Origin of the sequence: Schleiferilactobacillus perolens DSM 12744, assembly GCF_001435585.1 — a bacterium.
Lineage (GTDB): Bacteria > Bacillota > Bacilli > Lactobacillales > Lactobacillaceae > Schleiferilactobacillus > Schleiferilactobacillus perolens.
Genome location: NZ_AZEC01000001.1, coordinates 293,627 through 311,568 on the forward strand (window position 1 = coordinate 293,627; position 17,942 = coordinate 311,568).

The following is a 17,942-nucleotide window of genomic DNA, read 5'->3' on the forward strand; positions in this document are numbered from 1 at the left end:
CATGGAAGAGAAGAAAAGTGGATTTATGAATTTTATTGAGGAAAAAGTTTCTCCGTTGGCAGCGAAAGTTGCTGGAGAAAAGCACCTCATGGCGATTCGAGATGGCTTGGCGCAGATTATTCCGCTGGTCATCGTCGGGTCGGTATTCATTCTGTTACAAGCTTTGCCAATTCCTGGATATGACAAGTTCATGAAGGGAATTTTTGGCGCTAGTTACATTATCAAACTGGGTTACGCCATCAATGGGACCTTCAGCCTGATTGCCCTCGTATCGGTATTTACCATCGCGTACAATCTGGCCCGTAATTATCATCAAAATGGGTTGAGTGCGGGTTTGCTATCGTTGGCGGCATTCGTTGTCTTGATTCCCTTGACCAAAGACGGCGCCGTCCCATTGAATCTATTGGGCAGTCAAGGTTTGTTTGTGGCTATTATTGTGAGTCTAATTACGGCCCATATTTATCGGTTTATGATCACCCATGATTTATACATCAAGTTGCCCGACGCGGTCCCGCCGAATGTCACCCAATCCTTCGTGGCATTGTTCCCCGGTTTTGCCGTCGTCATGTTCTTCTTAATTATTCGCTGGCTCGTCGAGTGGGCGGGCTGGGGTTCGGTTTTCAGCATCGTGACCAAAGTCATTGGCGGTCCGCTACAGGCTGTCGGTACCGGATTTTGGGGCGGCTTCATTGCTGTCTTGGTCATCCACTTGTTCTGGATCTTCGGTATTCACGGTGCTAACGTGGTCGGCAGTGTCATGGCACCCATCTGGTTGGCTGCCGCCGACCAAAACCGGCTCGCTTTCCAAGCCGGCAAGCCGATTCCCAATATCATTGCCCAACCGTTTTTCGACAGTATGTTATGGCTCGGCGGCTCCGGTATTCTGCTGGGCTTAGCGATCCTGGTGACGTTCTTTGCCAAGAGCACGCAGTTTCGAGAATTGGGGAAGGTCGGCTTTGTGCCCACCATCTTTACCATCAATGAACCATTCATGTTCGGCATCCCCGTGGTGCTCAATCCATCGATTCTGATACCGTACTTGTTAGCACCGCTGGTGAACTACAATATTGTGTATTGGGCGACGTACTTTAACATCATGCCCCGGGTAACCGGCGTGCTACTGCCGTGGACGATGCCGCCATTTATCAACGGGTATCTGGCGACCAATGGTTCCTGGATGGCCGTCCTGGTGCAGGTGGTTTGCTTGCTGGTGTCGATGGCGATTTACTACCCGTTCTTTAAGATTATGGATAATCAGAATTTGAAGCAGGAGCAGGCGTTGGCGGAAAAGGCGAGTTAGGCGGCTGCGGAGTAGAGTGATTTGTGTGAGTGAAATCTAGGATTGGTTTTCTTTGGAGAACTGGTTCTGGATTTTTTTGTGCTTCAGATTTTAATTCGGCGGAAGAGTGAAGATGGTCTTAATGGCGAGATTGTCTGATAATTCACAGTAAATGACCAGTCCAGTGGACATTTTTATGTAAAGCGGTTACATTGTTTCAATCTATACTAAGTGTGTGAGGGGGAGACGACGTGCAAACACACAGCAGAGAATCCAGGCTGATTAATTTGTTGTTAAATGCTAACGGTTATTTGACTGCGGATGAGTTGGCAAATCAATTGTTGGTTTCTGCAAAAACTGTTTATCGAATCATTGATCGCCTCAATCAAGGCGTACCCTCAGGACGGCTCATTACCAGTACGAAAGGACTTGGGTTTCGTCTGAATTATTCGATTTACCTGAAGGAGGGCAAGACAAAAAATAAAGGACCGGACGAGGTAGTGAGTTCTGCAGAGCGACAAGGCATGATTTTAGATAAGTTGCTGGAGAATGCACCGCGTGCTTTCCGCGTCCATGACCTGTTTGAACCATATTATGTGAGTGATTCGCAGATGGAAGTGGATATTCAGGCCATTCGGAAAATGCTGGCAGTTTATGATCTGCAATTACAACGACAAAACTTGCGATTGACAATTGTTGGCCATGAGAGAGAAATTCGCCGTGCACTGCAAGATCGATTCATCTCCAGCGGTTTGATTGATCTAGATACGTTGACACCTGAATCACAATTATTAGATCCCTCAGCCACAGCATTTGCGATTCAACAATTACGCAACATCGAAGAGGAGACTGGGGGTACTGTACCTTATCCTTATAACGTCAATATTGTCTCCCATCTCTATATCTTGATTACCCGGAACCAAGTAGTCCAGCAAGCGGGCGATTCCACAGCGGCATTCAGTATGGACAGTGACGTGATTAATAATCATCCAGCACTGTACGGTATTGCCGCCAAAATATTAGGCCATGTGGAAAGCTATGTCGGTCACACGCTACCGTTGAATGAGAGCTATTATCTGATGCAATATTTGCTGGCATCCCGGCTGGCCTTCAAACGAACCAAGAAGCCCCAAAAATCGGCATTGGATAGTTTAGTTGAGCGAGTGACACGATCGTTTGTTGATGGGGTCAGTCGAGCCAGTGAGCAACCGATTCAGGATGATCGCTTGGCCACCGACTTAGAAAGTCATATTCGCCCGATGCTTACTCGGCTAAACAACCGCATTATGGTCCACAACGTGTTGCTGAGGGACATTCAGGAAGAGTATCCATCATTATTCAAAAGTGTGCAGCAAACAGCAGAAAAGATCAGTCGGCAATATCACTTGCCGGAAATCTCCAGTGATGAAATTGGCTTTATCACGTTATATTTTGCCCGATACTTTGAAGAACACAAACCAGGACTCAATACATTGGTGGTATGCACCAGTGGCCTGGCTACATCAAAGCTGCTTGTGACAAAGTTGCGCACAACTTTCCCAGAACTTTTGATTCAAGGTACATCAGCGAAGAAAGATGTGGGTCGCCACATTCAAAGATTGGGACCAATTGATTTAATTATTTCAACGATCGATCTGGAAAATGTCAATCACATTCCGGTAATCGTGGTCAGTGCATTATTAACCGACCGTGATCGTGAACGAGTACAAAATACGATTAATCGTTTAGAGGGGAGCGAACAAATGCTGAGTGATGTGACCAATACCGCTCTCATTCAGTTAAGCGTGGACGCAAAGGACTGGGAGGATGCCATTCGGCAAAGTGCCCAACCGCTAGTCACACAGGGATATGTGAGCGCTGGATATGTCGAGGATATGGTACAAACCACTCGGGAATCTGGGCCCTATATCGTCATTAGCAAAGGCGTTGCTTTGCCCCATGCGCGGCCAGAAAGTGGGGCTCAAAAGGTGGGAATTGCCATCGCCACATTGACGAAACCAATCCCCTTTGGCAACAAAGCAAATGATCCGGTCCGTTTTGTCTTTGCACTCAGTGCCACAGACAGTCGGACACATCTGCGGGCGTTATCGGAATTAGTGGATTTTATTGGTGATCGGGACTTCCTCCAGGCGTTACAGAATGCAACGGCGCCCGAGCAGGTGTATGACCTGATCAAACGATACGAAGAAAGGCATGATTTTAATGGCTAAAAAATATTCTGTATTAGTGGCTTGCCGCACAGGTATGGGCTCATCCATGATGTTAAAGATTAAGGTCGGTCAAGTCGCTCGGGAAAACGGCTTTCCATTGGACGTCTCCCATGATGTGATTGATGCTGCCAAAGGAATGGATCCAGATTTGTTAATCACGATGGCGGACCTGGTCCCTGATGTGCAGGGGGATGTGCGCCACGTCATTGGGATCAAGGATTTAACGGATAAAGAAGAAATCAAAACCAAGTTGGAAGAATTTCTCAAGAGCCAAGGTGAGGATAGTTAACAGAAGGGAGACTGTTTGATATGAATGAGTTGCTGACTATCCTGATTGATCTTTTAAGCTCGGCGGCCATTATGGTGGGAATTATTTCCTTTATTGGGTTAGTGGTTCAAAAGGAAAGCCCGGCTAAAGTTGTGAGCGGCACGATCAAGACAATCGTTGGATTCCTTGTTTTCTCAGTTGGTTCCGCGGCTGCATCCACAGCACTGAACGATTTCCAGAAATTATTTGCGACAGGCTTTCACCTGCAAGGGGTATTACCCTTAGCTGAGGCAGTCACCGCTTTGGCCCAGCAACGGTTTGGGACCACTGTGGCGTTGGTCATGACGACCGGATTTGTGTGGAATCTGTTGTTTGCTAGATTTACACCCATGAAGTATATCTTCTTGACTGGCCAACATAACCTGTATTTAGCGGCTTTATCGACAATTATGTTGAAATCTGTTGGCTTGTCCAATCCTTGGATCATTGGTATCGGTGGGATTATCGTGGGCTTCATGTCCGCCGCAATGCCCGCCATTGCACAACCAGGGATGCGCAAGATCACTGGTGGGGACGACATTGCCCTCGGGCATTACGTGTCATTGGGCTATGCACTCTCGGGTTGGCTTGGAGGCAAGGTGGGTAATCCAGAAGACAGTACTGAAAAACTGAAACTGCCCGGCTGGCTGAGTATCTTTAAGGATTACGTGATTGGTGTGTCGATCACAATGGTCATTTTCTACTACATTGCGGCCTTTATTGCTGGGCGCGGGGCGGTGGAAAAACTCTCTGGTGGTGTGAGCTGGCTGGTCTATCCGTTACTTCAAGGGTTGCAATTCTCCGCTGCTTTGTACGTCATCATTACGGGGGTTCGGTTACTTCTGGGAGAAATTGTAAACGCATTCGTAGGAATCTCCGAAAAGCTGATCCCGAATGCCAAACCTGCATTGGACGTTCCAGTGGTTTTCCCATATGCACCAACAGCGACTGTGATTGGATTCATTTCTTCCTATGCCGCCGGGCTACTCATGATGTTTGTCTTTGGCGCCCTTAAGATGCCAGTGATTATTCCCGTGGCTGTGCCTTATTTCTTCATCGGCGCGACAGCCGGTGTGTTTGGCAATGCCACTGGTGGATGGAAAGGTGCAGTAGTTGGTTCCTTTGTGATTGGTATTCTCATTGCAGTGGGGCCATCGCTGGTTTATCCAGTCCTGCAATCAGTCGGATTGAAGGGGACAGCTTTCCCAGAAACAGACTTCAACGTCCTGGCGTTGCTCATTAAGTATATTGGTCAACTATTCCAAATGATTTTCTAAGGTAAAACGAGGAGGTTTCTAAATGGCTACAAAACTCGATCAACTGACAGTCGATACAATTCGTTCTTTGACAGTGGATGCTGTGCAGAATGCCCACCATGGGCACATGGGGATGCCACTGGGAACAGCACCCATGGGTTATGCCCTGTGGCGCTACTATCTCAAACAGAATCCCCACGACACTCATTGGTTTGATCGTGATCGGTTTGTATTGAGTGCGGGGCATGGCTCAATGCTGCTGTATTCATTGATGCATATGTCAGACTTCCCGTTGTCGATTGAAGATATTAAAAAGTTCCGGCAGTTGCATAGCCTCACGCCGGGGCATCCAGAAATTCATAAAACAGCTGGGGTGGATGTGAGTACGGGGCCTCTGGGACAAGGTTTCGCGATGGCGGTGGGTTTAGCAATCGCAGAAGCGCATTTGGCGGATCGCTTTAACCGGCCTGGTTTCCCGATCATTGATCATTACACCTATGTGGTCTCAGGGGATGGCGATTTTGAAGAAGGGGTCACACAAGAAACAGCATCCATCGCTGGTAACCTGGGGCTGCATAAACTGATTGTATTGTGGGACGCCAATCATGTTACTTCTGATGGACCGCTCACAGTGTCCAATCAAGAAGACGAACTGGCCAAGTTTGCGGCCATGGGTTGGTACACGCTGGAAGTCAAAGACGGTAATAATATTGATGAAATTCGGCTGGCCATCGAAGCCGCAAAACGGTCATCTAGCCGGCCCACGTTGATTAAAGTGAATACCGTGATCGGCTTTGGTTCCACGATGGCGGGCACTTCGGATATTCACAGTGATCCTGTATCAGAGAGTGAAGCAGCGCATATGCGCCAATCGTTTGGCTTTGCTGATAAGCCCGCATTCTATGTCCCAGACGAGGTGAAAAAAGGCTTTGCACCCATGATTGAACACGGTGAAGCCACCGAACTTGCGTGGCAGCAAATGTGGGATAAGTACCGTGCGGCGTATCCCCAAGATGCTTCTGTGTTGAATCGAATTATTGATGAAAAATTACCACTGCCAGATATTGCTGACCTTGAAATTCACGGCGATATGCCGACGCGTGGGGCATCTGGGAAAATCTTGAATAGTATCTATCCCGAGTATTCAGTGTTGGTTGGAGGAAGTGCCGATTTGGGAACTTCCAACAAAACCACAATCACAGATGAATTCTTCATGTCCCAGCATCGCTATGCCGGACCCAATATTTACTTCGGTGTACGCGAATTCGGGATGGCTGCGATTGCCAATGGCATTACGCTGCATGGCGGATTGCGGGGTTACACCGGCACTTTCCTAGTCTTTTCCGACTACATGCGCAGCGCCATTCGCCAGGCGGCGATTATGCACACACCCACAATCTTTGTCTTTACCCACGATAGTCTCCATGTGGGTCAGGACGGGCCTACCCATCAGCCCGTCGAGCACCTGATGTCGTTACGGGCGATGCCGAATATCACAGTGTTCCGTCCGGCAGACTCGACTGAAACCAAGGCGGCTTGGGATATCGCAGTGAAATCGACTGACCGACCGGTGGCGATTATTCTGAATCGACAACCAGTACCGGAATTAGCAGACTCAGATATGGATAAGGCTGAACGCGGGGCATATGTGCTCTCTGACGCGCCAAATGGGCACCATCCTGAAGGCATTATTATCGCCACTGGTTCCGAAGTATCTATCGCGGTTGAAGCACAGAAACAGTTGAATGCGGATGGACAGAACGTCCGGGTGGTTTCGATGCCTTCTTGGGAGCTATTTGAACAACAGGATAAGGCGTATCAGGAGACGGTTTTACCCGCCTCCGTCAGTCGGAGAATGTCGATCGAGTTAGGTGCGACGCTGGGTTGGCAACAGTATGTGGGGATGAACGGTGTCCGGATGGGCTGGGATCAATTTGGCGAGTCGGCGCCGGCGGCGGATATTATTAAGGAGATCGATTTTACGGCAGATCGGGCGGTGAGGATGTACCGGGCGGCGTATGTGGAATCTTCAGTGGTTCAATAAATTGGTTTGAAACTATAACGATGGAAGCTCATGGTCAATTGCTTAGTGCAAGTGGTTGTGGGCTTTTTTAGTGAAGTAAATGTGCTGGTAATGAATTAGTCAGGTCTTGCCTGCTCGTGCAAAATCTTCGACAACTTCTCCAACGTAAACAAGCAAGGCAACTGCGAAGTCACATCTTGTTCTCGGTAAGACTCTTTGTTGATGTAGTAAGCAATATTGACGTCAGACAACCGAGCCACTGTCGAATCGGCGGAATTTGTGATGGAAATAATATGGCTGTTTCGGAAGCTAATGTTGCTCAGATAGTTAATGATCTCAGGTGTTTCACCAGATACCGATAATGCCACGACGCAGGTTTTTTCCAGGAGTGTGGGAGATAAATAGGCCATTGGATAAGTTACAGGGTCCTCAATCCGCACTGCCATGTGGAACATTGAGGAAAAATATAATGAACCATACTCCGCCATTACATTGGAAGAGCCCACACCAATGAAAAGCACCAATTCAGTGTTCTGCAGCAATTTGATCGCAGCATCGATGCTTTCTTTGTAGTCCGATTGTTCCGTCCGTTTCAGAAAATCGATATATACACCAGTGTCCACCTGATTTTGCCGTTGGTTATCTTGAGTCTGCTTCAGCAGCAGTTTCAAGCGCACCTTGAACTCTGTAAATCCAGAAGATTCGAATTTATGACAGAAGCGCTGGATGCTGGCCGTGCTGGTATGCGTCGCTGCGGCCAGTTCGCGAATGCGCATGAGCACGACCTTGTCCATGTGTTGCAGTACATATTTATAAATGACGAGGTCAATATCGGATAACGGGATGGTTTTGTCTAGAAAGAGCATGTGCGTTTCCTCCTTTGCTGTCAGTGTACCACGGATGATACACGTTGTGTCGCAAATGTCACATTTACCTGATCGCCGTTCTGGTGCCTGTTAGCGCCAATTGTATTCCCTTTCAGAGGCTCGCCAGCTAGACTGAAAGATGAATTAAGGAATCGCTTACGGACACAGGGAGGAATTTTCAATTATGGAAAAACGCAAAATTAAGATTGCCACAATCGGGGGCGGCTCGGGGTATACGCCAGAACTCGTCCAGGGATTCTTGGATCGTTACGACAAGATGCCAGTGGCTGAACTTTGGCTCGTGGATGTACCGGCTGGGGAAAAGAAACTCCACATTATTGGTGCCATGGCGAAACGGATGGTTGCTAAAGCAGGGGTACCGATGAAGATCGTCACCACAATGGATCGGCGGGCTGCTTTGAAGGATGCGGATTTTGTCACGACGCAATATCGAGTGGGACAATTACCCGCCCGCATGAACGATGAGAACATCCCGGCAAAATACGGTTTGATCGGCCAGGAAACCAATGGTGCCGGGGAATTGATGATGGGATTACGGTCGATTCCCGTGTTGATTGATATTGTGCATGAGATGGAAGAACTGTGTCCCAATGCATGGTTGATCAATTTTGCGAACCCTGCAGGCATGATGGCTGAAGCGGTGACCCACTACACCAAGTGGACGAAAATTATGGGCTTATGCAACGGCCCTGATAACATCGTCCGAGACATTGCCAATGCCTTGAACGTCACGAAGGATCGCATCTATGTCGAATTTATTGGTCTGAACCATCTGGTCTTTGCCAAGCATATCTACCTGGATGGCCGTGAAGTCACCAAGCATGTCATCGATTTGGTGACTAGCCAGCAGCAGCGGGTCGACAATCCGGGCGTAGGTAATTGGAATACCGATTTCCTGCAAAGCTTGGGCGTTATTCCCATCAGTTATCTGCAATATTATTGGAAGACGCGCCAAGTCTTGGCAGAAGAAAAAGCAGCTATTGCAGGCGAGGGTTCACGGGCGGTCGTGGCCGAGCGGTTGGAGCAGCAGCTTTTTCATATTTACGAGAATCCAAAATTGACGACAGTACCACCGGAATTGAAGAAACGCGGCGGTTCTGGTTATAGCGAAGCTTCCTGTAACTTGGTGTACTCCATTTACGCCGACAAGCAAGACATGCAAACGGTGAATGTCCCGAACAATGGCGCTTGTCTCGATATGGCACCAGATGCCGTGATGGAACTGAACTGTGTCATTTCTGCCCATGGCGCATTGCCCGTGACGACTGGACATATGCCATCTTCCGTCGCTGGAATTGTTCAAGAAATGAAAGCTTTCGAAGTGGCCGCGTGCAAAGCCGCAGTGACGGGCGATTATGGGACCGCATTGAAAGCCATGACGATCAATCCGTTGGTGCACAGTGATGTGGACGCCAAGAAGCTGTTGGATGAAATGTTATTGGCCAATAAGGAATATTTACCGCAGTTTGATTTCAGCCAATTGGAGGGGAAAACACATGAAGAAGTTCATTAACAGTATCTTGCCGTTCTTCTTAAAAATCGGCAGCAACAATTACCTCACAGCCATCCGGGATGGGTTGTCCTTCACCGTGCCGTTTACCATTGTCGGTAGTCTGTTCTTGATCGTTGGGAACTTTCCAATTATCGCCTGGACGAATTTCATCAAGCCTTACACGCCAATGCTGAATTCAGTCGTGAATGTGTCCTTTGGTATGCTTGGACTCATTTCTGCCATTGGTATTGGCTACTCGCTGGCCAAAAACTTCAAGATTGAGCTATTGTCCAACACGATTATTACCACCATTGCTTTTTTACTCGCCACGGTGGATAACAAGTTTCAAATTAGTGTCGCCAACCTCAGTGCGACTGGGATGTTTACAGCTATTCTAGTGGCAGTCTTGACTACGGTGGTTTCTCGCTTCGTCGTAGCCCACAATTTGACCATTAAATTACCGGATAGTGTTCCCCCAGCCGTGGCGCAGTCGTTTAACAGTTTGACGCCAGCAGCTCTGGTGTTACTGATTGTCTGGCTCATTCGGGTGGTCTTGCAGATCAACGTCAACGACATTTTACAGCGCGTTTTCCAACCACTGATTTTTGGTCTGAATACCATTCCCGGATTGCTGGTCTATACCTTTATCGCCCTGGCGTTATGGTTGATCGGGGTCCATGGTCCCAACTTGTTGGCTGGCATTGTCACCCCTATTTTCTTAAGCAACATTGCCGCCAACATCAAGGCCTTCCAAGCCGGCCAAACGGTACCGTATGATGTCGCTGATGGGTTCTGGACGTTGTTCCAAAACATTGGTGGTTCCGGCTGTACGATCGGTCTGGTCCTGGCCATGCTAGTGGCCCGCAGCAAAATGTATCGGGATCTAGGGCGTCTGAGTATTGGCCCGGCCATCTTCTGTATCAATGAACCGGTCATCTTTGGGTTCCCAATCGTCATGAATCCGATCATGGCCATCCCTTTTGTCGCAACCCCCATGATTCTTGGCGCCATGACCATTGTCTTCATGCGCTTAGGCTGGGTTGGCCGGATTGTGACTGAGGTGCCCTGGACGACACCGCCGATCATCGGACCATATCTGGCCACTAACGGCAGTATCGGCGCCGCGATCTGGTCCGCCTGCACGATTGTCATTTCCTACGCGCTGTACTTCCCGTTCTTCAAGATTTTGGATCGTAAGCAGAGTGCAGCAGAAGCGACAGAGGAGAAAAACAATGCGCCGGCATCTGCCAGTGTTGTGAGTGGAAAAGGAGCAACAGAATGAATAAACCATTAGTTGTCGCGATCGTTGGTTTCGGTAAAAGCGCGACCCGGTATCATTTGCCCTATCTGATTTATCGGGGGAATGTTCAGGTGAAGTACGTCGTGAATATTCAACCAGAACCGCAGCGCGAAGCACCATATAAAGAATTGGGCATCCAGTTTGTGGACAGTCTCGATCCCATTTTGGCGGACGACGAGGTACAACTACTGACGCTGTGCACACCTCCCGCGACCCATTTTCCATTGGCTAAGCAGGTGCTCAATGCGGGCAAGAACGTGATGGTGGAAAAGCCGTTTAGCGAAACGGCGGCGCAAACGGAAGAGCTGCTGCAGTTAGCGAAAGAAAAGCAGTTAGTCGCCATGCCGTTTCAGAATCGGCGATTTGATAGTGACTATCTGACGTTGAAGAAAGTATTGGAACGAGGGTACGTGGGCGAACCATTAGAACTGGAGTCCCATTTCGATAAATATCGCCCCGATAACGCTGTCCATCAAGGCAAACCCCGCGACGGCTCGTTCTACGGCTTGGGTATCCATATGCTGGATCAAGTGATTGCAGTGTTTGGCCGACCCCAATCAGTCGGTTACGATATTCGGGCAATTCAAAATCCGGAAAGTACCGTTGACGATTATTATGAGGCCAGTCTCTATTACGACCGCTTCAAGGCCATTGTTAAAACGAGTCCGTTAGTGGCAGCACCGTACCCGCGATTCATCTTGCACGGCACGAGGGGGTCCTATATTAAGTACGACATCGACCAGCAGGAGAATGATTTGAAGCTGGGGATGAGTCCGATTACGACTGGATTTGGCCAGGATTCACCAGATCAGTTTGGGGTGGTGAAGTACCATAATCCGAGTGGGGACTGGATTACGAAGCAGATCCCGTCGGAACAGGGGGATTATGGACGAGTTTACGACAGTTTGTTCAATACGATTTTGAAGGGTGCACCCAAGTTGGTGTCGGATGAGGAGACATTGCTTGATATTGAGATATTGGAGAAGGGGGTGAGTCAGCCAAGCCCAAGTGTGGTGCGGTTTGGTTAGTTGGATTTGGATCTTCCTATAGATGTGACGAACCCGGAGGCGGATGACTGTGCCTCTGGGTTCTATTGTTTTGAAGCTTATGGACTCAAATGACACACGGACTCAGAAGGTTTAACAAAAGCACAAACATCATTTAGACCTGTCCGGTCGAAATCTTAGAATATTGTTTTTGTGCTGTATATTTTGACCGTTTTCAGAGAATAAGTGTTCTATGCCTTTTGGCGTTTCATCTTGCACTGCGCGATTGTCTTCCAACATGTCTTTGTCTTGTGCGTACAAAATGATTTTCTCTATCGAGGCAATCGATTTAGCGTAGGCAAACAAAATAAACTCGATACCATCTTTGGCCATCAGAGCATTGAGCTGCGCTGGTGAAAAAATTCGAGAATAATTTTGGTAATAGTCTCGGAAAATGACGCTCAAGAACCGAGTATTTGTGATTAAGATAACGTGATCATTGAAAACACATACCTTGCGTAGTTGACTCAATTCGATTTTTACTGTGACGCGACTATTAGTCTGGATTTCTTTCAGCCTTAATTCTGGGATAGCGATGTCTTCTGGGGTAAGAACAGGTCTCGGATGCTTGGGCTTTTGGGTGATGATTCGAGCTATATCTTGCATGTCAGATTCGAATTTCACTTTGTCAATTTTTCGAAGATCATCATGCATGTTGTCAACGATCATTGTAATAATATCGATATATTCATCGTAGTTGAAAATATCGTGACTAAAATTCATCCACGGGTGATGTGATGAATCAGTTCCCGCTGAAAGCACTTCAATTTCCTTCTCTTTTCTCATTAGTATTGTCTCCCTCGTTACATTGATACTAGCTTTAAACAACCAGTATAGTTATACAATTGCAGCTTACGACATGGATCAAATTGTTTCAATAGGTGTTGGGTATCAGCATGGCTCATCAAGTGGCCGGTAAAATCAATTACATAATTTTGCAATTCCCAAAGTCGTGCATGTCCCTTGGAAATGTGCGATAATTTCGGTTAGGAGCATTGAACATAAGTATGTGGGGAGCTAACCATTATGAGCAAGAATTTTGACTATTTGAAGCTGAATGAAGACAGCAGCCAGTTTTTCCCAACGGCTATCGCTTCTGAACGGCAGTACGCAGCCGGTGAATATGACTCCGCAATGACTAATATCCGAAAAATCGCTGAAAACATTGCCGCATATGTCCTTGATCAGAATTTTCTAACAGTTAAAGGGGCTTACTTTGATAACTTGAGGATCATTAGCTCAAACAGGCTTGTTCCACGTAACATTCTCGACTTATTCCATGAGATTCGCCGTAATGGAAATGCTGCCACTCACTCTTTGAATCAATATTCACAAAAAGAAGCGTTGAAGACATTACGCCAATTAACTGATTTGTTGTATTGGTTTTCAGAAAAATATTGTAATTTTCATGGTTTCAAACCAGTATTTCAGGAACCTCAACTTGAGGTGAATTACACAACATCTGAGCGGCGGTTGATTTATGTGCAGACGGCTGACAACACATCAGGTAAGTGGCCCGCCTTTGTTGGACGAGAAAAAGTTGGTGAAGCCACTGCTACTGCAGATCTAGAAAAGGATTGGCGTAAAAACAGTCAGGATTTACGCGATGTTGCCATGAAACGTATTCGAAGTTATATGGGTACATCCGGCGTACCTACAAAAGTTCAGTGGGTTGAGTTGGCTTATCGAGAAAAAGACAATTCTTGGTTTACTGATCATGATGTACATCGAGTATTAGACCGTTCTGGCGTTAAAAGAGATACTGAATTAAAGGAAAACGGTGGACATGAGTGGTTTGTTACTAATGTTGATACTGTAAAAAGCGCCATTTCTGCGGTTAAAGAGGGACGTGAATATATAAATGCAAAGTTCTCAACACAACCTCAAAAAATAGTACTTCGTCCAGAGCAACAAGAAGCAGTCAAAAAGACGAAAATTGTTTTTAAGACCCCAAGAAAAATGCTTTGGAATGCTAAAATGCGTTTTGGAAAAACTTTATCGGCTCTTGAACTAATTAAAGAAGAACAGTATGAACGAGTTTTAATTATGACCCACCGACCGGTTGTAAAAGATAGTTGGTTTGCGGATTTCAAGAAAATCAACATGGATTCGCTTGGTTACGTTTATGGCTCAAAAGCAAAAGGTGCAAGTCTCGAATACCTTGCTCAAAGTGGCAAACCATATATCTACTTTGCAAGTATTCAGGATTTACGCGGTTCAGCTGCGTTTGGTGGCCAAGTTGGAGTTAAAAATCAATTGGTTAAAGATATTGATTGGAGTTTGGTGATTATTGATGAGGCGCATGAGGGAACACAGACAGAAATTGCGCAACGCGTAATTGATGGTGTAACAAAACAAAATACGCGCGTGTTGGAACTTTCAGGCACTCCATTTAACATTCTGGATCAATATGCACCAGATCAAGTTTATACTTGGGATTATGTCATGGAGCAGAGTGCAAAACGTGATTGGAATAGCAAAGCGCACCCGGGTCAAAACAACCCTTATTTAAGTTTACCCAAGGTCTCAATGTATACATTTGAGATGAAGAACAACTTTTCTGATGATCGTTTTCTCGATGTCGATGATCGCTCTTTTAACTTTCATGAATTTTTTAAAGTTGATAAGAAGACAGGCCACTTTATTTATGAAAATAAGGTGATTCAGTTTCTGAATAATATCACATCGCCCTCTTCGAAAAACAATTACCCATTCTCCACGAAAAAGTTTCGAGACGAATTGCGACATACATTGTGGCTGATGCCATCCAGAGATGCTGCCAAAGCCATGAAAGAGTTGATGGAGAAACATCCTGTTTTTGGACATGAATATCGAATTATCAATGTAGTTGACCAAGATGACGACATGAACAATACTGATTCCGATTTGCTACGCGTTCGTAAAGCTATCGGCCCACATCCGGCTCGTACACGAACGATTACATTAACCGTTCGAAAATTAACAACGGGTGTGAATGTTCCGGAATGGACAGCGGTATTTTTTCTGTCGAATACAAACAGTGCAATGCAATACTTGCAAGCGGCATTCCGCGCACAGACAGCATATTCTGATGAAGAATTTGGCATGAAAACCGATTGTTACATCTTTGATTTTGCTCCAGATCGTGCACTCACGGTCATGGCTGATGCAGCAAGTTTAAACACTGAAGCGGGCAAACTAGCTACAAAAGATCAAAAAGCAAAGATGGGCGAACTTTTGAATTTCTTGCCAATTATTGGAGAAATAGGGCAAGGAATGAAGCCATATAGAGTGGATAGTCTGCTTACGCGATTAAAGCGGGTTTATGCTGAAAAAGCAGTGAGTAGTGGTTTTGACGACGATTCTCTATACAATGATAAATTCTTGCTGATGAGTAATGTAGACGTTTCTGCATTCAATGATCTGAAGGCGATAGTTGGAACAACCAAAGCACAAAAAAAGAAGATCTCAATTGATATAAATTCTCAAGGATTGACGGATGAGCAATATGATGAGGCACTCTTCGCAGAGAAGAAGCTTCCAAAAGAACGGACTGAAGAGGAAAAGACACTATTAAAACGAACCAAGTTATTAAAAAAACAACGGAAAACGATGATTTCAATCTTACGTTCTATATCCATTCGAATTCCGATGATGATTTATGGAATGAAAATTGATATTGATCGAGACGTGGATATTGACACGTTTATCCGATTAGTGGATTTAGAATCTTGGGAAGAATTTATGCCAAAAGGAGTAACAAAGGAAAAGTTTCGGGAATTCGCAAAATACTATGATCCAGAAATATTCATTGAAGCAGGTAGAATCATCCGTCGAAGAGTTCATCGGTTAGATAAGATGCAGCCGCTAGATCGGGCTGCTGCCCTGGCTACAATTTTCGGGACGTTCAAAAATCCAGACAAAGAAACTGTGTTGACGCCGTGGCGAGTTGTAAACATGCAATTAGGAATGACAATTGGCGGATATTCATATTTTGATAAACAATATGATCAAGAATTCGATAATACTAAATCGGTTAGACGCTGGATTGAAACTAATCAAACAGAGAAAACTTTTTCTTCACGGACAAGAATGTTGGATATCAATGCCAAAACTGGGTTGTATCCATTGTATTTGGCGACCTCATTGTTTTATTTAGCACAGAAGGAGCTTAATGAAGGGACTGCTGGGAAGTTTTCTTCATTTGATGAAGATAATCTGTGGCAGCGGATTTTACGCAATAACATCTTTGTTGTCGCAAAAACTCCAATGGCACAAACTATAACGCAGAGAACGCTTGCTGGGTTCAAAGACTATTCCACGAATGTTGCGTATATTGGTAATGTTGTCAGTGAGGCAAAGGCAAATGTTGAATCAGGCGTTGACCACGTCAAGGAGGCTTTTGGTAACATGAAATTTGATGTTGTAGTTGGAAATCCACCGTATCAAGAAGAAGAAAGAGGTGGAAGCCTTAGTAAGAAACCGATATATAATTTATTTATGGATATGGCTTATCAATTAGCTGACAAAGCCGTGCTCATCACACCAGCGAGATTTTTGTTCAATGCTGGCGACACACCCAAAACCTGGAATGAAAAAATGTTGCACGATAAACATCTGAAAGTTGTTTATTATGAACGTGACAGTAACAAAGTGTTCCCACGAACAGATATCAAAGGTGGGATCGCAATTACGATGCATGACACGACGCAAAACTTTGGTGAAATCGGAGTATTCACACCATACGCTGTTCTAAATAATATAGTACGAAAAGTTCGATTAGTTACCAAGGATTCGTTGTCTGACATCGGCTTTTCACGAACAAGTTATAAGCTGACTGAGAAAATGCATATTGATTTTCCGGAGGCTGCTGATCACCTAAGTGAAGGCCATAAATATGATGTAGCTTCCAATATATTTGACAACCTTCCAAATATATTTATCAAAGACAAGCCAAATAACCATCACAGTTTCATTCGAATTTTGGGAAGAAGTAACGGAAAAAGAGTTTATCGCTGGGTGAGAAGAGAGTATATCAATGACCATCCAAACTTGGATAAATATAAAGTCTTGATTGCAAGCGCTGTTGGCAGTGGGCAGTTGGGGGAGGCGTTGAGCACAGTAATAGTTGCAGGTCCAGGTATCGGTCACACTGAAACCTTCATAAGCATTGGGTCGTTTGACTCCAGTTTTGAGGCTAATGCTGCGCTAAAGTATGTCAAAACAAAATTTGCACGCATAATGTTAGGCGTTCTGAAGGTGACTCAAAATGGTCCAATATCAGTGTGGCGAATGGTTCCACTGCAAGATTTCACACAACATTCAGATATTGATTGGTCTAAAAAAATTTCCGATATTGACCGTCAGCTTTTCTCTAAGTATGGGCTCAATAGTAAAGAAAGAGCTTTCGTTGAATCAACTGCAGTGGGGATGGTTTAATGACAGAAAGGATTATTAAATCGAATGAGCGGGTGAAAGAACATGGTGAAGTTTTTACACCCAGACGAATCGTAAATTTAATGCTTAATCAAAAGGAGTTGAAGGCCCCATTATCATCGCTAAGTACAACCTTTCTTGAGCCAGCAGCTGGTGAGGGTGCTTTTCTTACAGAAATACTGCGAAGAAAGATGTTGCTGGCTGTACGATTGAGCAATGACCTTGACTCCTATGAACAGAATTCGTTAATTGCGCTATGCTCACTGTATGGGATCGAACTTATGGAAGACAATGTCAAATTGCTTGCCATGAATATGTATCAAACCTTTTTTAATCAGTATTCGAAAGAAGCAACTAAATATGGAGGGAAAGTTAATACGCACGTAATAGAAAGTGCAAAGGTAATTATTTCCGCAAATATGGCGGAAGGAGATGCATTGAAACAAATCACGAAGGATGGACAACCTATTATTCTTAGTGAGTGGAAGCTTCTTCCAATCAAGAGAAATATAAGGAAGGTTCACCGAATAGAATATACATTAACTGCCATCATAAATAATGAAGGACCAGTTGTTTCTGGCACCGTGGAAAGGACAAGCAAACAGCTGAGCTTATTTGCTGACGATGATCATAGTGAGACAAGTGCTGCATATGAGTTCTTGCCCGTTAAAATAACGGAAGTGTATAAGCAGAAGATGATTAAAACTGAGCCTCTATAAATTTGCAT

At 45.5% G+C, this 17,942-nt stretch carries 12 protein-coding genes; 10 read left to right on the forward strand and 2 right to left on the reverse strand.

The window, feature by feature from the left end:
- The first annotated feature begins 1 nt into the window (after position 1).
- The 5 genes from celB to tkt all read left to right on the forward strand — a co-directional run bounded on the left by celB (position 2) and on the right by tkt (position 7,096).
- The gene (gene celB, locus FD09_RS01260) at positions 2 to 1,300 is read left to right on the forward strand and encodes a PTS cellobiose transporter subunit IIC (RefSeq protein ID WP_057817462.1); all 1,299 of its coding nucleotides are present in this window, start codon (positions 2 to 4) and stop codon (positions 1,298 to 1,300) included.
- Between the two features lie 230 nt (positions 1,301 to 1,530).
- Positions 1,531 to 3,489, forward strand: coding sequence for a BglG family transcription antiterminator (locus FD09_RS01265; RefSeq protein WP_057817464.1), 1,959 nt, complete (start codon positions 1,531 to 1,533; stop codon positions 3,487 to 3,489).
- Positions 3,482 to 3,778 (forward strand): PTS sugar transporter subunit IIB, encoded by a 297-nt coding sequence (locus tag FD09_RS01270; protein ID WP_057817466.1) that lies wholly within the window; start codon positions 3,482 to 3,484, stop codon positions 3,776 to 3,778. Before FD09_RS01265 ends, FD09_RS01270 begins: the two co-directional genes overlap by 8 nt.
- Positions 3,779 to 3,798: 20 nt before the next feature.
- Positions 3,799 to 5,073, forward strand: a complete 1,275-nt coding sequence (locus FD09_RS01275) for a PTS ascorbate transporter subunit IIC (protein WP_057817468.1) — start codon at positions 3,799 to 3,801, stop codon at positions 5,071 to 5,073.
- Between the two features lie 22 nt (positions 5,074 to 5,095).
- Complete coding sequence (tkt, locus tag FD09_RS01280; protein WP_057817470.1) at positions 5,096 to 7,096, forward strand: transketolase; 2,001 nt, start codon at positions 5,096 to 5,098, stop codon at positions 7,094 to 7,096.
- A gap of 95 nt (positions 7,097 to 7,191) precedes the next feature.
- On the opposite strand, the gene FD09_RS01285 is transcribed toward tkt, so the two are convergent.
- Entirely contained in the window at positions 7,192 to 7,941 is a 750-nt protein-coding gene (locus tag FD09_RS01285) for a MurR/RpiR family transcriptional regulator (protein ID WP_057817472.1), read from the reverse strand.
- A 184-nt stretch (positions 7,942 to 8,125) separates the two neighbouring features.
- Here FD09_RS01285 and FD09_RS01290 point away from each other — a divergent pair, with 184 nt between their 5' ends.
- The 3 genes from FD09_RS01290 to FD09_RS01300 are packed head-to-tail and all read left to right on the forward strand — an operon-like array spanning position 8,126 to position 11,782.
- On the forward strand, positions 8,126 to 9,475 hold the full coding sequence (locus tag FD09_RS01290) for a 6-phospho-beta-glucosidase (RefSeq protein ID WP_057817474.1): 1,350 nt from the start codon (positions 8,126 to 8,128) through the stop codon (positions 9,473 to 9,475).
- Positions 9,459 to 10,736 (forward strand): PTS sugar transporter subunit IIC, encoded by a 1,278-nt coding sequence (locus FD09_RS01295; RefSeq protein ID WP_057817476.1) that lies wholly within the window; start codon positions 9,459 to 9,461, stop codon positions 10,734 to 10,736. The genes FD09_RS01290 and FD09_RS01295 overlap by 17 nt, the downstream gene beginning before the upstream one ends.
- A complete protein-coding gene (locus FD09_RS01300) occupies positions 10,733 to 11,782 on the forward strand; it encodes an oxidoreductase (RefSeq protein ID WP_057817478.1) in 1,050 nt (349 codons plus the stop codon). Before FD09_RS01295 ends, FD09_RS01300 begins: the two co-directional genes overlap by 4 nt.
- Before the next feature lie 129 nt (positions 11,783 to 11,911).
- On the opposite strand, the gene FD09_RS01305 is transcribed toward FD09_RS01300, so the two are convergent.
- A complete protein-coding gene (locus tag FD09_RS01305; RefSeq protein ID WP_057817480.1) occupies positions 11,912 to 12,586 on the reverse strand; it encodes a hypothetical protein in 675 nt (224 codons plus the stop codon).
- Positions 12,587 to 12,826: 240 nt separating this feature from the next.
- Between FD09_RS01305 and FD09_RS01310 the strand changes: the two genes are divergently transcribed.
- Both FD09_RS01310 and FD09_RS01315 read left to right on the forward strand, forming a co-directional pair.
- The gene (locus tag FD09_RS01310) at positions 12,827 to 17,218 is read left to right on the forward strand and encodes an Eco57I restriction-modification methylase domain-containing protein (RefSeq protein WP_057817482.1); all 4,392 of its coding nucleotides are present in this window, start codon (positions 12,827 to 12,829) and stop codon (positions 17,216 to 17,218) included.
- The gene (locus FD09_RS01315) at positions 17,218 to 17,934 is read left to right on the forward strand and encodes an N-6 DNA methylase (protein ID WP_057817484.1); all 717 of its coding nucleotides are present in this window, start codon (positions 17,218 to 17,220) and stop codon (positions 17,932 to 17,934) included. The genes FD09_RS01310 and FD09_RS01315 overlap by 1 nt, the downstream gene beginning before the upstream one ends.
- The last annotated feature ends 8 nt before the right edge of the window (positions 17,935 to 17,942 follow it).

Bases quoted from the DNA above. Each gene is read 5' to 3' on its own strand.
- FD09_RS01300 (WP_057817478.1), top strand. From the start codon at position 10,733: ATGAATAAACCATTAGTTGTCGCGATCGTTGGTTTCGGTAAAAGCGCG.
- FD09_RS01315 (WP_057817484.1), top strand. From the start codon at position 17,218: ATGACAGAAAGGATTATTAAATCGAATGAGCGGGTGAAAGAACATGGT.
- tkt (WP_057817470.1), top strand. From the start codon at position 5,096: ATGGCTACAAAACTCGATCAACTGACAGTCGATACAATTCGTTCTTTG.
- FD09_RS01285 (WP_057817472.1), bottom strand. From the start codon at position 7,941: ATGCTCTTTCTAGACAAAACCATCCCGTTATCCGATATTGACCTCGTC.
- FD09_RS01275 (WP_057817468.1), top strand. From the start codon at position 3,799: ATGAATGAGTTGCTGACTATCCTGATTGATCTTTTAAGCTCGGCGGCC.
- FD09_RS01270 (WP_057817466.1), top strand. From the start codon at position 3,482: ATGGCTAAAAAATATTCTGTATTAGTGGCTTGCCGCACAGGTATGGGC.
- FD09_RS01295 (WP_057817476.1), top strand. From the start codon at position 9,459: ATGAAGAAGTTCATTAACAGTATCTTGCCGTTCTTCTTAAAAATCGGC.
- FD09_RS01310 (WP_057817482.1), top strand. From the start codon at position 12,827: ATGAGCAAGAATTTTGACTATTTGAAGCTGAATGAAGACAGCAGCCAG.
- celB (WP_057817462.1), top strand. From the start codon at position 2: ATGGAAGAGAAGAAAAGTGGATTTATGAATTTTATTGAGGAAAAAGTT.
- FD09_RS01290 (WP_057817474.1), top strand. From the start codon at position 8,126: ATGGAAAAACGCAAAATTAAGATTGCCACAATCGGGGGCGGCTCGGGG.
- FD09_RS01305 (WP_057817480.1), bottom strand. From the start codon at position 12,586: ATGAGAAAAGAGAAGGAAATTGAAGTGCTTTCAGCGGGAACTGATTCA.